12 protein-coding genes are annotated in these 14,420 nt (G+C 62.1%); 7 read left to right on the top strand and 5 right to left on the bottom strand.

Features of this window, described 5'->3' with window-relative positions:
- Positions 1-1,704, bottom strand: coding sequence for a glutamine--tRNA ligase/YqeY domain fusion protein (locus tag GIB19_RS04185; protein WP_027594817.1), 1,704 nt, complete (start codon positions 1,702-1,704; stop codon positions 1-3).
- Positions 1,705-1,953: 249 nt separating this feature from the next.
- Here GIB19_RS04185 and GIB19_RS04180 point away from each other — a divergent pair, with 249 nt between their 5' ends.
- Both GIB19_RS04180 and GIB19_RS04175 read left to right on the top strand, forming a co-directional pair.
- Positions 1,954-2,457 (top strand): peptidylprolyl isomerase, encoded by a 504-nt coding sequence (locus tag GIB19_RS04180; protein ID WP_085273482.1) that lies wholly within the window; start codon positions 1,954-1,956, stop codon positions 2,455-2,457.
- Positions 2,454-3,176 (top strand): UDP-2,3-diacylglucosamine diphosphatase, encoded by a 723-nt coding sequence (locus GIB19_RS04175; protein WP_099429509.1) that lies wholly within the window; start codon positions 2,454-2,456, stop codon positions 3,174-3,176. The genes GIB19_RS04180 and GIB19_RS04175 overlap by 4 nt, the downstream gene beginning before the upstream one ends.
- A gap of 136 nt (positions 3,177-3,312) precedes the next feature.
- On the opposite strand, the gene pvdQ is transcribed toward GIB19_RS04175, so the two are convergent.
- Positions 3,313-5,604, bottom strand: coding sequence for a bifunctional acylase PvdQ (gene pvdQ, locus GIB19_RS04170; RefSeq protein ID WP_274883745.1), 2,292 nt, complete (start codon positions 5,602-5,604; stop codon positions 3,313-3,315).
- Positions 5,605-5,800: 196 nt separating this feature from the next.
- On the opposite strand from pvdQ, the gene GIB19_RS04165 reads away from it, so the two are divergent.
- The gene (locus tag GIB19_RS04165; protein ID WP_085273484.1) at positions 5,801-6,175 is read left to right on the top strand and encodes a fe2+ zn2+ uptake regulation protein; all 375 of its coding nucleotides are present in this window, start codon (positions 5,801-5,803) and stop codon (positions 6,173-6,175) included.
- A 36-nt stretch (positions 6,176-6,211) separates the two neighbouring features.
- Here GIB19_RS04165 and GIB19_RS04160 read toward each other — a convergent pair whose 3' ends face one another.
- Positions 6,212-6,400: a hypothetical protein gene (locus GIB19_RS04160; protein WP_027594812.1), complete on the bottom strand. Its 189-nt coding sequence runs from the start codon at positions 6,398-6,400 to the stop codon at positions 6,212-6,214.
- Positions 6,401-6,549: 149 nt separating this feature from the next.
- On the opposite strand from GIB19_RS04160, the gene GIB19_RS04155 reads away from it, so the two are divergent.
- The 4 genes from GIB19_RS04155 to GIB19_RS04140 all read left to right on the top strand — a co-directional run bounded on the left by GIB19_RS04155 (position 6,550) and on the right by GIB19_RS04140 (position 8,990).
- Positions 6,550-7,008 (top strand): hypothetical protein, encoded by a 459-nt coding sequence (locus GIB19_RS04155; protein ID WP_274883740.1) that lies wholly within the window; start codon positions 6,550-6,552, stop codon positions 7,006-7,008.
- A 249-nt stretch (positions 7,009-7,257) separates the two neighbouring features.
- A complete protein-coding gene (locus GIB19_RS04150) occupies positions 7,258-7,665 on the top strand; it encodes a Mor transcription activator family protein (RefSeq protein WP_027594810.1) in 408 nt (135 codons plus the stop codon).
- Positions 7,666-7,705: 40 nt separating this feature from the next.
- Positions 7,706-8,368: a DUF2589 domain-containing protein gene (locus GIB19_RS04145; RefSeq protein ID WP_274883735.1), complete on the top strand. Its 663-nt coding sequence runs from the start codon at positions 7,706-7,708 to the stop codon at positions 8,366-8,368.
- A 61-nt stretch (positions 8,369-8,429) separates the two neighbouring features.
- Complete coding sequence (locus GIB19_RS04140; RefSeq protein WP_265968140.1) at positions 8,430-8,990, top strand: DUF2589 domain-containing protein; 561 nt, start codon at positions 8,430-8,432, stop codon at positions 8,988-8,990.
- A gap of 9 nt (positions 8,991-8,999) precedes the next feature.
- On the opposite strand, the gene GIB19_RS04135 is transcribed toward GIB19_RS04140, so the two are convergent.
- Both GIB19_RS04135 and GIB19_RS04130 read right to left on the bottom strand, forming a co-directional pair.
- Positions 9,000-12,674, bottom strand: a complete 3,675-nt coding sequence (locus GIB19_RS04135) for a translocation/assembly module TamB domain-containing protein (protein WP_274883730.1) — start codon at positions 12,672-12,674, stop codon at positions 9,000-9,002.
- The gene (locus tag GIB19_RS04130) at positions 12,671-14,413 is read right to left on the bottom strand and encodes an autotransporter assembly complex protein TamA (protein ID WP_027594807.1); all 1,743 of its coding nucleotides are present in this window, start codon (positions 14,411-14,413) and stop codon (positions 12,671-12,673) included. Before GIB19_RS04130 ends, GIB19_RS04135 begins: the two co-directional genes overlap by 4 nt.
- Positions 14,414-14,420 lie beyond the last annotated feature (7 nt).

Genomic DNA, 14,420 nt, shown 5'->3' with positions numbered 1-14,420 from the left:
TTAGCTGCCCCAGGAGTCACGCAGGGTGACAGTGCGGTTGAACACCGGGCGACCCGGCTGGCTGTCCTTGAGGTCGGCGCAGAAGTAGCCTTCGCGCTCGAACTGGAAGCGGTCTTCAGGCTGTGCCTGGCCCAGCGACGGTTCGGCGCGGCAGCCGGTCAGCACTTGCAGCGAATCTGGGTTGATGTTGTCCAGGAAGCTGCCGCCGTCCTCGGTTTTTTCCGGGTTTGGCGAGCGGAACAGGCGGTCGTACAGGCGCACTTCACACTCGACGCTGCCTGCGGCCGGCACCCAGTGGATCACGCCCTTGACCTTGCGGCCTTCCGGGTTTTTGCCCAGGGTGTCCGGGTCGTACGAGCAACGCAGTTCGACGATGTTGCCGTCAGCATCCTTGATAGCTTCATCAGCGCGGATCACGTAGCTGCCACGCAGGCGCACCTCACCGGCCGGTTCCAGGCGCTTGTAGCCCTTTGGCGGTTCTTCCATGAAGTCGTCGCGGTCGATGTACAGCTCGCGGGCGAACGGCAGTACACGTACCCCCATGTCTTCCTTCGGGTGGCGCGGCAGTTCGAGCTGCTCGACCTGGCCTTCCGGGTAGTTGGTGATGACCACTTTCAGCGGGCGCAGTACGCACATGGCACGTGGCGCGGTGCGGTCGAGGTCGTCACGGATGCTGAATTCAAGCATCGACATGTCGACCACGCCGTCGGAACGGTTGGTACCGATCATCTCGCAGAAATTGCGGATCGACGCCGGCGTGTAACCGCGGCGGCGGAAGCCGGACAGGGTCGACATGCGCGGGTCATCCCAAGCGTCGACATGTTTCTCGTCGACCAGCTGCTTGAGCTTGCGCTTGGAGGTGATGGTGTAGTTCAGGTTCAGGCGGCTGAACTCGTACTGACGTGGGTGCGCCGGCACCGGCAGGTTGTCGAGGAACCAGTCGTACAGCGGACGGTGGCCTTCGAACTCCAGGGTGCAGATCGAGTGGGTAATGCCCTCGATGGCGTCCGACTGGCCGTGGGTGAAGTCGTAGTTCGGGTAGATGCACCACTTGTCACCGGTCTGGTGGTGGTGGGCATGACGGATGCGGTAAAGAATCGGGTCGCGCAGGTTCATGTTCGGCGACGCCATGTCGATCTTGGCCCGCAGCACGCGCTCGCCGTCCTTGAACTCGCCGGCCTTCATGCGTGCGAACAGGTCGAGGTTTTCTTCGACGCTGCGCTCGCGGAACGGGCTGTTCTTGCCAGGCTCCTTGAGGTTGCCGCGGTATTCCTTGGCCTGATCAGGGGTCAGGTCGCAGACATAGGCCTTGCCACGCTTGATCAGCTCGACCGCCCAATCGTGCAACTGGTCGAAGTAGTTGGAGGCATAGCGCACGTCGCCGGCCCAGTCGAAGCCCAGCCACTTGACGTCGCTTTGGATGGCGTCGATGTATTCCTGGTCTTCCTTGGCCGGGTTGGTATCGTCGAATCGCAGGTGGCAGACGCCACCAAATTCCTTGGCCAGGCCAAAGTTCACGCAGATCGACTTGGCGTGACCAATGTGCAGGTAACCGTTGGGCTCCGGCGGGAAGCGGGTGACGATGCTGCTGTGCTTGCCCGAGTCCAGGTCGGCCTGGATGATCGGCCGCAGGAAGTTCGCAGGGACAGCGGGGGCGCCTTTGGCAGCGGCGTTGGGCGCGTTGTCGGCAGTGGGCTTGCTCATAGGATCCTTGAATGCACGTGTCCGGCCTGGGTAGGCCGATTGAATCAAAGGGCCTATCATAGCCGAAGCAGTCAAGCTGCTGACAGCCGGGCTCGGACAAACTGGCGTGATTTATCACGGCTTTTTGCCGCAGGCTGGCAAAATGGCCTGTGCGCGCCATTGTGTCGCGATCGCCTGAAACTGCGTCAGGTGATAACCCGCGCACTGCGCACCCTAATTCCTTAATGCCTTGAAAGAGCGAATTTCAGCATGTCCAAAGTTAAACTGACCACCAACCACGGCGACATCGTCCTGGAACTGAACGCCGAAAAAGCCCCGCTGACCGTTGCCAACTTCCTGGCATACGTTGAAGCCGGTCACTACTCGAACACCGTGTTCCACCGTGTGATCAAGGGCTTCATGATCCAGGGCGGCGGTTTCGAGCCAGGCATGAACGAAAAGCGTGACAAGCGTGCCAGCATCCAGAACGAAGCCGACAACGGCCTGAAGAACGACAAGTACACCATCGCCATGGCCCGCACCATGGAGCCGCACTCGGCCTCGGCGCAGTTCTTCATCAACGCCTCCAACAACGACTTCCTCAACCACAGCGGCAAGAACGTGCAGGGTTGGGGCTACGCGGTATTCGGCGAAGTGATCGAAGGCCGTGAAATCGTCGACGCCATCGAAAAAGTCGCCACCGGTTCGAAAGCGGGCCACCAGGACGTACCGAAAGAAGACGTGATCATCGAGAAAGCCGAGATCATTGGGTGATACTGCTGATCTCCGATCTGCACCTGCAAGAAGAACGCCCGGATATCACCCGGGCGTTTCTTGATCTGCTCGATGGCCGTGCGCGGCATGCCAAAGCGCTGTACATCCTGGGCGACTTCTTCGAAGCGTGGATCGGCGACGATGCCATGACGCCGTTCCAGCAGTCGATCTGCCAGGCCATGCGCCAGTTGAGCGACAGCGGTACGGCGGTCTACCTGATGCATGGCAACCGTGATTTCCTGATTGGTCAGGCCTTTTGCGATGCCGCAGGCTGCACCTTGCTGGCCGACCCGAGCGTTGTCGAACTGGGCGGTGAGCAGGTGCTGCTGATGCATGGTGACACGCTGTGCACGCGGGACGTGGCCTACATGAAGCTGCGTCGTTACCTGCGCAACCCGTTGAGCCTTTGGATTCTGCGGCACCTGCCGCTGTCCACGCGGCACAAGCTGGCGCGCAAGCTACGCAGTGAAAGCCGCACGCAAACGCGCATGAAGGCCACGGAAATCGTCGACGTCACGCCAGAGGAAGTGCCCAAGGTGATGGCCGCGCACGGTGTCAGGACACTGGTTCACGGTCACACCCACCGGCCGGCGATTCACAAGCTGGTAGTGGACGGGCAACCGGCACGGCGCATTGTGCTGGGGGACTGGGACCGCCGGGGCTGGACCCTGCAGGTCGATGAACAGGGCTTTCAGTTAACGCCGTTCGAGTTTTCCTGACTACCCGGAAATCTGGGGCCGCTTTGCAGCCCATCGCAGGCAAGCCAGCTCCTACAGGTATGTGCGAATCCCTGGGAATACGCTGTACCTGTAGGAGCTGGCTTGCCGATGGGCTGCGAAGCAGCCCCAGATTCACTTATCTATCCCCTTCGCTGATCACTGTCTCGCGATACGCCGGATCTGCCTTTATCTGCGCCTCGGTAAACGGAATCACTGCCAACTGCTTGGCCGAGAACGCCTTGGTCTGGTCATGCGCATGCGCCGAGCCCGCCTCGCTTGACTGTGAAAACGTCAGCAGCCCGCGCGCCTGCGGCCCTTGTTCGGTAAAGCTGACCAGTTGCAGGTAGCTGGTACCACTGACCACCAGGCGCTTGCCCGGCCCATGCGGCACACTGTGGATCGCGTTGTACACCCCAAGCCCCTGCGGCCCGCCAGGCACCGGCGTACCATCGATAGCCTGCTGCACCTGCCCCCAACGGCTGTCGCCCCCCACCCCGCTTTTGGCCACTTGCTGCTGGGACGCCAGCGCCGCCTGGTGCAGCAGCTTGCGCACTGCCGCCTGCTCGACCGCCAGGCCACGCGGCGTATGCTGCGGGTCGGCCGGGTTGAACGCTACCCGCCAGCTTTCAGGGTGAGCCGCCAGGGCCTCGAGCATGTTTTCGAAATGCACCAGGCCAACGCCGCTGTCCAAGTCTGCCTTGCCATTCCAGGCGACCAGGCTGGCACACACAGGCTGCACATCTGCCTCGGCACCCTTGCACCACGCCAACAGGTCCGGCAGCAGCAGGCTCGCGAGGTAGACTTCATCATCCATCACCATGCGCTGCAGGTCGTCTACACCCAGCTTGGCCGTGCCTTGCAGGCGCTGCAGGGCAAACCGCCCACGCATGCCGAGGGGCTGGTCATCGCGGCTGACCAGCGGCGAAAACCCGGTCAACGGCTGAGCCGGGTTGGCCATCCAGGCAGGGTCGTTGGAGTTCTGCACGAAGTCCTTGCGCTCGAGGCTCGGCAGCAATCGTGCGGGGAAGATGCCGGGCTGCGCCGCCTGGGCGTCGACCTTCCACTGGCAGGCACTGCGCGAGCCATCGAGCACCACCATGCGCCCTTGCGCCTTGGGGTTGCCGCACTCACTCAGCAGTTGCTGGTCGACGTACGGCACCACCGACTGGTTCAGGTACAGCGCCCCGCCCCCCTCATCGACAGCAAGCGTGTTAACCCAGGGAATGCCCTGCAACTGCTGCACCGAACCCTTCAACGCGTCCAAGCTGTCGGCGCGGTTGATACGGTACCACTGCTGCAGCACCCGCGTGTTGCCCAGGTTGGCGTCGCGCAGGCTGTAGGCCGCGTGCGCGTCCCAATCCAGGCGCCCAGGCCATTGCACCACTGGCCCGAATTCCGAGCTGTAGACCTGGCGTTCTACCTGGCTCAAGGTGCCATCCTCGGCCTTGACCGTAACGCTGACAGCCTGCCGCATCAACGGCATTGACTTGCCATCGAGCATGTAGCGGGTCGGGTCCTTCGGGTCGAGCTGAAGGCGATAAAGGGTGAAATGGTTTGACGTGTCGACCGTATGCGTCCACGCCAGATGCCGGTTGAAACCGATGTTCACCACAGGCAAGCCCGGTAGTGCCGCCCCCATCACATCCAGCTGGTCCGGTATGGTCAGTTGCATCTGGTAGAAGCGCATGCCGCCCATCCAGGGAAAGTGCGGGTTGGCCAGCAGCAGGCCACGGCCATTGGCCGAGCGCTGCGAACCGACGGCCACCGCGTTGCTGCCGCGCTCCGAGGCAAAACGCTCCTGCCGGGCCAACGCCGTGGCAAAGCCTGTGGCCTCGCGCTGACTGGTCAATGAGGGGGGCTGTGCCCCTGCCAACGCTTCGGCGAATTGTCCTACGCCCCCCTCAGCCAACAAGCGACGGGTCAACTTGATCAAGTCTTCGCTGGTGATCGGCCGCACCCAGTCACCCTGCCCGCACTCTGCCGGTAGGCCTTGGCTGCGGCGCTCGGCGAGGGCACGGTTGAAGCCGCCTGCATAGCCATCGAGCAGGTCACGCACCGGTGCCGGTTGTGCCTGCAGAAATGCCCCCACAGCGCTCGGCGTATTGAGCCAGGTGAAGAACAGGTCACTGGCAAGGTTGTCCCGTTGCTCGACGGTCTTGGCCTTGGCACCGAAGTGCCGCGATCGCTCGCCGCTAACCGTCAACACTTCGTTAGCCAACAGGCACAGGTTGTCCTGCGCGTAGGCATAGCCAATGCCATACCCAAGGCCGCGCTCATCCTTAGCCACGATGTGCGGCACTCCGTAGCTGGTACGCCGAATCTGCGCACTGGCATCCGTGCTGGCGGGCTGCGCCAGCGCGGCAGTGCTGAAGGCGACCAGCGCAGCCGCCAGGCCTGCGCTGGTCATGGGACGAGAAATTGAGAACACGGGCACACCTCGGATCCAGGGGTCATCCCGATCAGACGAATGGCTGAATGAAAATTTTACGTATTACAAGGCGATAGAACGTCTTGAACAGGAAAGGCATATTTTTTTTTGAGCGGGCTGCAGATTTTCCGTTCTCATTCGTCCTAGTAAGTGAGGCAACCACATTTCGGGTTAGTCCACGAAAAGGAGCATTCACATGTACAACCCGCAACCCTCAATGCAGGCTGCACGCGTACCCGGCAAAGCGCCCAAGGGACAGGACGTTTTCGCCGAAGAACGTGTCGGTAACGAACAGATTCGCGAACTTTTACGCACCTTTGGCTTGCGCACCAGCCTGATCCGCTTGAAGGTGATCGATGCGCTGCATGCGGCCGACCGTAATGGCCGCAGCATTGGCGTGCGTGGCGTGCACGCGCAACTGGAACAACTGGACATTCCACTGTCGTTCCTGAGCGTGCGTGAAGTGCTCAAGCGGCTGTGCGCCGAAGGCGTCATCAACCTGGGCAGCGACAAATGCTACAGCCTCAACCCCCAGGCCCGCGCCGTGCTGGATCAAGCGTCCCCGCGCTGAGCGTACGGCCGGCCACGCCTGGCCGGCCCGCACAGGTCAGGGCTTGACCTTGCGCCGCAGAATGCCGTTGATGACTACCACGACCACCGCAATGGCGATCGCCAGCAACTGGAAGGTCTGCTCACTGATCGTGCCCTGCTTTTGCAGGTGGGACAGGCCAACCATGAGGCCCAGTACTACCAGGATGATCAGAAGTGAATATTTGAGGCGCTGCACGTGTGTCATTGAAAGTTCCTTGCAACATCAGGGGCAAAAGGCTCGCAACGAGCCGCGGCAATGATACAACGCCCACCCGCACTGGCGCTGCATTTCCTGCTTAGTGTGGTGCCACTCGCCTGAAAGCATGGGCCCTCATCGCCCGTGCCGGAGGCACTATGTACAAATCCCTGCTGCTTGCATCTCTTGCTGTGACGCCCTTACCTCTTTACGCGCTGGACACGCGCCAGACACCCCCCGAACAGTTGCTCAAGCTAGGCAGTGAACTGGCGACCAACGCCGGGTCCAGCCAATGGCAGCAACTCTGGTACAGCGTTCGCGAAGCGGGTTACCTGCAGGCTCATGCCTCCCAGGTGCACTTCACCGTGCCGGCAACCCTGTTACCGGAGTTGGCCCGACAAACACTGGCACAGGCCGACCAGGTGCACGCAGTGAAGCAGACCCGGGCACTTTATCGCCGAAATTTTCCCGATCGCATTGTAGGAAAACGCGCCGAGCATGCGTTCAACGCGCTGTGCCTGCTGGTCGACTGGCGCGCCCTGCCCCAAGGCATGAGCACGACCCCCAAGGCATACCTGAGAAGCGCAAGCCTGTTGAGCCTCTATCCGTGCGACTGAGGGTCACTGACCCAGCAGGTAAGCCATGGCGTGTCACAGCGGGAATTCACCGGCTGCAGCGAATAGTTGAAGGCATGTCCTACAAGAAGGGAAATCACTGCCTGCAAACACTGTTCAACGAGGCTACAAACCCAAGCCTATATGGCGCCTAGCGACGCACCTTGGCTCTACCTGAGAATTCGGTCACACCTTCGACACAACGCCGCAGGTGATCGCTTACCGCATCTACACCGAACGAAGGAGCGTCTTATGGAGTTACCAGACCTTACCCGGATAGACATCAGCCAGTTACCCCACTCACTGCAAGCGCTGATCGACTGCATCGGTATCGACAATGCATTCCAACTCACCTGCGCCTATGGCGGCAGACCCAAATACATCCCCAAGCACCGCGAGCGCACCAAGCTCGCCGATGTGCTCCCGGCCGACGCGCTCGATGCGCTGATCAAGCGCTTCGCTGGCGTGGCCCTGGAAATCCCCAAGGCCGACCACTTCATGCGCCAGTTGCGCAACCTGCAGATCCAACAGGAAAGCGCCGAGGGCTTGTCACGCAGCCTGCTGGCCGACAAGTACGGCCTGAGCCTGCGGCAGATCGGCAATATCCGCCGACAGGACCCCCTGTGTTCGCTGGTCGATAACCCTAGTGGTCGCCACTGACGGCTAGGTTTGCAGCACCCATTAAAAAGAGAATCCAGCTATGTCCCTAGACAACAGCCTCATCGGATCCGTCATCAATGCCTTGCCGATGGACCGCATGATCGCAGGCCCCATGCAAGCCATGGTTCAGGCACAAGTAACCGCAAGCAAGTCGTACGCCGACTTCCTGATGCAAGTGTGCGTTCAGGAAGGCAAGGCGGTCGCCATCCAGTTCGACTACGACGAAACCATCGTCGATGAACAGGGTGAGTACCAAGGCGTCGTCAGCAAAACCATGAAAGTGCCGCTGGTAGCGGCGATCACCCACCCGAACATCGCCATTGAGGAAGGTAATGTCGAGTTCGAACTGACCATCAACCAGATGTCGGAAGACGTGGCCGACAGATACCTGGCCGCAACGGCAACCGGGTCGCTGGGTTGGGGGCCATTCAAGCTCAACGTCAAGGGCAGCATCAGCCACAAGTCCACGCAAACCCGCAAGACCGACACCCGCGCCCGCTACGCTTTCAGCACGACCCTGAAGCGCCAAGATCCGCCTGAAGCGGTGATGAGGGTCATCGATTTCCTGACCGAGGCTGCCACCAAACCCACTGTCGTCAAGTCCGCAAAGCTGAATAGCCCGGATATGATCTCGCAAGCCGACACGCTCAACGGCCTCGCGAACGGCAGCAAAGCAACGCCTGGGGCACCTGCTGCTAACTAACGTTGGTAACGATCGCCCCCTTGCAACAGGGGGCACCCCCCTGGACCCAGGAGCCGAACGTTTGGACAAGTCCCCCGCCCCCATGACATCCATCGACCTGCGTGAGATCACACGCGGCCTGCAAGAAGCCGCCAGCGCCACCAACAGCCTGATAGCTCAGCAGTACATCAATCTGTTCGATCAATTCTTCGACTGCGACACCGAAGCACTGGGTGCGCCCATGAAAGCCAAAATGGTCGAAATCGCCATGGATGAGCAGCACATCATGCGTGTGCCCTTGTTTGCGCTAGTGTCGCCCAAGGGCCTGGCACTTGAGCGCATGCAGGTTGACCTGTCGGTCCGCGTCAAGGGCACCGAGGCGCAGCAAGCGCTGCAGGCGGCCAGCGAGACGAACGCCGCCAGTTTCAAGGTGACCATTGGTGGCCAGGGCCGTCAGGGTGACAGTCGCGACCCTGACGAGGTGCAGATCCGCATGCAGTTCCAGGCCAGTGAGCCGCCTGAAGCGCTTAACCGGCTGATCGAGGAATACACCAGCCTGATCACACCGGTGCGCATAGCTAAACCCACACCCTCGCCTACTCCCGATACCAATGAATTCGTCGAAGCTGCCACGGTCCGCTGACCGCGGCGATCAGAAGTCCCGTTTGTAGAAGATGTCCAGCGAGCTTGCCAAGCCGCTGGCAGCCTCCAGGTACACCATCCGGCTCAACTTGTAGCGCAACGCGATGGTGTTGGCAGGCTCGAACACCCCTACCCCGTAACGCAAGCTCAGCTTCTCGGTCAGGTTGCCGCTGGCGACCACACTGGTGGTATTGCCTGAGCCTTCGGTATCCAACTGGAAATCATCGATACCCAGGCTCGATGCCAGGCTGCCGGTAATGCCGGCACTGCCTGCCAAGCCCAAGCCCAACGCGGCCTCGGCGAGCATGTTGTTGTCCTCACCCGACGTGCCCAAAGGGCGACCCAGCACCAGGTACGACAGGGCCTGCTCCTGGCTCATGGCAGGCTCGGAGAACACCTGCGTGGTGGGCTGCTCGGCACTGCCGCTCAAGCGAATACCGGCAATCACATCATCGACTTTGCGAATCGCTTCGATGTCCAGGTACGGCTGGTCGAGCGGGCCGGCAAACAGCAAGCGCGCCCGGCGTATGGTCAGGCGCTGCCCGTAGGCGCGGTAACGACCATCGGCCAGGCTCAGTTCACCGCGGGTATCGAGGTTATCGCCGATATGCACGTGGCCCAACAGGTTGGCCGTGAGGCCAAAGCCTTTGAACGACAGCTTTTCGCGCCCGACATCGACATCGATGTCCATGGCCATCGCCATGGGCGGCTTGCCCTCCTCGGTCTGATGGCCAACGATAACGGTGTCATCAGACACCTTCACCGTCGAGGGCGGCAGCTCGCGTACCGTGATCTTGCCTTTTGGCACCTGCACCTTGCCGGTTATCGCCAGCTTGTCATCGACCAAGCGCAGGTTCAGGTCCGGGGCGACTTCCAGCGTCGCATAGGGCTCGACCGTCACCGGCAATTGTTGCCCCTGCAAACGCAGGTCCATGCCCAAGGCCTGGCCCCAAGTCAGATTACCGGACAGTTGCCCGCGCCCCGCTTCGCCGCTGCGCCAACCGCCGTTGAGCTGGACCTGTTCACCCGCGATCGTAGCCTGCAGCGAGAGGTCTTGGAGGCTAACCGGCAGTTCGGCGCCACTGACCTCGCCCTGGCTCAGTACCAGGTTGCCGTTGACCTGCGGTGCCAGCAGCGTACCCGACAAATTTCCGCTGCCATTCAACTGCCCGGCCAGGCGTTCGACCATGGGCACGAACGGTCGGGCGACCGACAGGTCCAGGCCCGCCAGGCGGAAATCGCCCGACAATGGCTTGTTCTTGCCCAACGGGTCGAGGCGGGCATTCAGGCTCAGTTCGCCCAGGCGCTCACCCCGGAAATTCAAGCGGGTGTCGATGCGGCGAGGTGCCAGGGTGCTGTCCAGGCGCAGCGCCTGATAAGGGAAATCGATCCAGCGCCCCTTGTCGCGCACGCGCAAGGTGCCGCCACTGGCGTCGACAACAATGTTGCCTTTCGGGCCGCTGGCCGGGATATCCAGGTTGACGTCGGCATTCAGCAGGCCCTGCCAGGCAAAGTCCTTTGGCAGCCACTGGGCCAGGCTGTCCAGCGGGAACTGTTTAAGGTGGTAGCGCAAGCGCGGCTCAGGCGCCAGGCGCTGGTCATCACCACACAGGCTGGCCTGGCCGGAACGCCAGCAATGGGCGCCAAAATCCAGCTGGCCGCTGGCCAATCGCTGCAGGCGTGCCGGCGCCTGCAACTGCCAATCCTGGCCTCCGGCCTGGATTCGGCCACTGGCAAGGCGACCACGCCAATCGCCTTTGCTCAACTGGCCGTCCAGGCCCAGGTCCAGCTTGAGCTGCGGGCCGTCGAGCGCCAGGGTCAGGGCTTGCTGGCGAATGTCGCCTTTGCCATTGGCCTGCAAGGTGCCCAGTGCCGTGTCACCGAGGTGAATGCCGCCGGCTTTGAGGTCGATCACACCACGTTGGGCGCTGTCCAGGCGTGCGTCCAGGTCCAGGCGCTGAATACGGTTTTCGGCCTGCGCCAACTGTTGGCCCTGCAAAGTGAGCGTACCTTGGGGTGCCGTTAAGGTCCCGGCGACGTCCAGCCGGCCCTTGACCTGCCCTTGCAGCCTGGGCCATAGCTGCCCCAAACGCGGCAAGTCGAGATCCACGCGCCCGGCCAGCCGCTGTTGCAGGCTGCCACTGCCATTGATGCGGTTGTCACCCAGCTGGATAGCCAAGGCTCCGAGCGTCCAGCTTTCCCCAGCCCCTTGGGCTTCGACCTTGAGCACTGCCGGCTGCCCGCGCAGGCGGCCTTTAAGGTCGAGCTGGGCATCGAGCTTGAGTGCATCCCCCTTCATTTCACCTTTGCTGCGCAGCGGCCCGGCCAGGGTGCCGGGTAGTTCGGCAAGCCAATACGCGGGGTCGAGCGCCGAGAGCTGCAGGTCGACATCCCACGCCAGCGTATCGGCGAAGCGCACCGCGACGCTGCCTTCGGCCTTGCCTTGCCCAGCGCTGAGCGCCAGCTGCTGCAGTTTCACCTGGCTCAAATCACCTTCGAACGGGCTGGCCAGGGAAAACGCCCCCGCCGGGCCGTCGAGATCACCCTTGAAGGTGCCTTGATAGTTGCCATCGCGGTAGTGGACCTGGGCATTGAATTGCTTGAGCGTGACGTCAGGCGGCGTCTCCAGCGGGTACAGGCGCAACCACGGGAAGTCCAGCCAATCGAGCTGGGCATCGGCTGTCAGGCCCTGTTGCCAGTCGGCACTGGCCTGCAGCTTCAGCCGCTGGTTATCGCTGGCGTTGAGGTCCAGGGCATCGACCTTGGCCCCTTTGCTATCCACCCGCCCGGACAGGACCAAGGCAATCGGTGACTGCTCAGCCGGCAAACTGGCCGAGCCCGACAATTTATAGCCCTTGAGCAAATCACCTTTGGCATTGAGCTCAAGCTGATTGAACTGCAGGGTGTCCGGCAGCGACCCGGTTGGTTTGAAAGCGTCGGAACGGATCTGCAGCGTTGCCGGCAGGTGCTCGGCCAACGCTTGTAGCTCACCGTTCAGCCGTGCATCGAGGTAACCCGAGCTGGTGCCTTCGAGAGTGAGGGTTTTCTGCAGCTCGCCTTGCGCGGTCAACGCCAGTTGCCAGCTTTTACCCTCTACCGAAGGCAGCTGAACTTGCCCTTGCAGCTGCAGCGGCCAATCGCCCTCAGGTTGCAGGTCGCCTTGCAGGTCCAGGCGCAGGTCATCGCGCTGCAGATGCAGGCGGTCGATGCGCATGCCCGTTTGGGTCCAGTGGGCGGCCAGTTGCACATCACCCAGCAGGTCGCTGCCGTCGAGTCGCAGTTGGCCGATCTTGACCTCGCCCAGCTCGATGGCGACCGGCAAGCGCAGGGCCGGGAGTTGCAGCGGGCCGCTTTCAGCCGGTGCATCGCTGGGTGCAAACGCCATGTCGATGCGCTGCGCCTGCAGTTGATCGATACACAAGGTGGCACGCAGCAGGCACCCGGGCGACCATGTCAACAGCGGGGCCTGCACCTCGACCCGATTACCGCCCTCCACCCAGCTCAGCTGGCTGGCTTGCCAACTGCCCGCCAGGCGCCCTTGGAAGTCAGCGACCTGCAACCCCGGCACCCTGGCCAGTGCCCAGCGGCTGCCGCTTTCGGTCCCCACCAGCACGCCCAGCGCCAGGCCCACGGCCACTACCCCGCCGAGCACGCCCAGCAGTACGAATTTGAACACACGTGTCACAGCTCAGGCCCCATGGAGAAGTGCAGGCGAATACCGCCCTCGTCATCGAGGGCCTTGGCAAGGTCCAGGCGCAGTGGCCCGACCGGTGAAACCCAACGCACACCAATGCCCACCCCAGTCTTCAGGCTTGGCAGCTCGAAGGTGTTGAACGAGTTGCCCTGATCGACAAAGGTTGCCACGCGCCACTTTTCAGTCAGTGAGTACTGGTACTCGACGCTGCCAGCCACCAGGTAGCGGCCACCGATGCGGTCGCCGTCGCTGTTTTTCGGCGACAAGGTCTGGTAGTCATAGCCACGCACGCTCTGGTCGCCACCGGCGAAGAAGCGCAGCGATGGCGGGATGTTGTTCTTGTAGCCGTTGGTGGCGCTGCCGCCAAATTGCACCCGGCCGAGGAAGCGATGGTTATGGCCAAGCGTGGTAAGGCCCTTGAGCAGCACGTTGCCGTGCAGCAGGTTGGTGTCGGAGACCAGGCCTTCCTTCGCCACCTGGGTATCGAACTGCAGGCGGTAGCCATTGTGCGGGTCAATGCGGTTGTCGCTGCGCAGGTACGAGAAGCTGACACCCGGCATCAGCAAGTTGCTCAGCCCCGAGTCATCGCCCAGGCGGTACTCTTCACGCTGGTACTTGAGCGAGATGACCCGCTGCCAACCACTGGGCAACTTGCTGTGCCATTCTGGCCCGACGGTGAGCAGCTTGCTGAGGGTGTCGGTACCGGCGAGTTCCTCGTTCTGGTAACCACCGGCAAAGCGCAGTTTGTCGGTCAGCGGCGGGTCGAGCGGCACGTCATACCACAGGCCGACGTTCTGCCGAGGTGCCGACAGTTCGGTTTCCCAGCCGTAGCTGTGGCCCTGAGGGTTGACCCAGTGTCGCGTCCAGTTGGCCTTGCCACGGGGGCCGACGTCAGTTGAGAAGCCCAAGCCCAGGCCCATGGTGCGTGGTTTGCGGGTTTCCAGGCGGACCTCCACCGGGATGTCCTCGCCCACGGCGGCAGTCGGCGCGGCGTCTACCCGCACACCTTCGAAGTAACCACTCGATTGCAGGTCGTTGTTGAGTTCGGCAATCAGCTCGGAGTCATAGGGCGTGCCTGGCTTGAACGAAACCATGCGCTGCAGCAGGTCTTCATCCAGCGGTGTGTCACCGCCAAACTTGACCGCGCCCAGGCGATAGCGAGGGCCGCTTTGGTAGACCAGTTCGATGTCGGCCACGCCGGCCTGGGGGTCGACTGCCAGGCGTTGGCGGCTGAAGCGGCCGGCGAAGAAGCCATAGCGTGAAGCCTGGTTCTGGATCAGCCGTTTGGCATCTTCGTAAAGCCCATGGTTAAGCTGCTCGCCAGCGCGCAGTGCCTTGCTGTCGGGCACCCGAAACGCCTTCATCTCACTGGCAGGCCCTTCGATGCGCACCGTCACGTTGCGCAGGCGCACAGGCTCGCCGGGGGCGATCTGGATTATCAATTGCGGGGCTTGGTCGGCTTTGGCGGGAGGCTTGACCTCGGTATCGATCTGGGCTTGATAGTAGCCAAGTGCCTGCGCGGCTTTGCGCGCCTGCTCCTGAGCCCCGCGACTGAAGCGCAGAAGCGCTTCTTCATCGCGGTCACCCAAGTTGCCGATATAGCCTTCGACATTGGCCTTGAGCGCTTTGTTGGCTGGTTTTACCTTCACCAGCAACTCGCTCTGGCCCCATGCTGCGAAACTGGCGACCCAGAAAACCAGGCCCCAGGTTAATCTTCCTGAATACGTCATGCGGGGC

Source organism: Pseudomonas sp. ITEM 17296 (assembly GCF_028895205.1).
Classification (GTDB): Bacteria; Pseudomonadota; Gammaproteobacteria; order Pseudomonadales; family Pseudomonadaceae; genus Aquipseudomonas; species Aquipseudomonas kermanshahensis.
The sequence above is the reverse complement of the archived record's forward strand: the minus strand, read 5'-3'. Positions and strand labels throughout refer to the sequence as shown.

Bases quoted from the DNA above. Each gene is read 5' to 3' on its own strand.
- GIB19_RS04160 (WP_027594812.1), bottom strand. From the start codon at position 6,400: ATGACACACGTGCAGCGCCTCAAATATTCACTTCTGATCATCCTGGTA.
- GIB19_RS04150 (WP_027594810.1), top strand. From the start codon at position 7,258: ATGGAGTTACCAGACCTTACCCGGATAGACATCAGCCAGTTACCCCAC.
- GIB19_RS04165 (WP_085273484.1), top strand. From the start codon at position 5,801: ATGTACAACCCGCAACCCTCAATGCAGGCTGCACGCGTACCCGGCAAA.
- GIB19_RS04180 (WP_085273482.1), top strand. From the start codon at position 1,954: ATGTCCAAAGTTAAACTGACCACCAACCACGGCGACATCGTCCTGGAA.
- GIB19_RS04155 (WP_274883740.1), top strand. From the start codon at position 6,550: ATGTACAAATCCCTGCTGCTTGCATCTCTTGCTGTGACGCCCTTACCT.
- GIB19_RS04185 (WP_027594817.1), bottom strand. From the start codon at position 1,704: ATGAGCAAGCCCACTGCCGACAACGCGCCCAACGCCGCTGCCAAAGGC.
- GIB19_RS04145 (WP_274883735.1), top strand. From the start codon at position 7,706: ATGTCCCTAGACAACAGCCTCATCGGATCCGTCATCAATGCCTTGCCG.
- GIB19_RS04130 (WP_027594807.1), bottom strand. From the start codon at position 14,413: ATGACGTATTCAGGAAGATTAACCTGGGGCCTGGTTTTCTGGGTCGCC.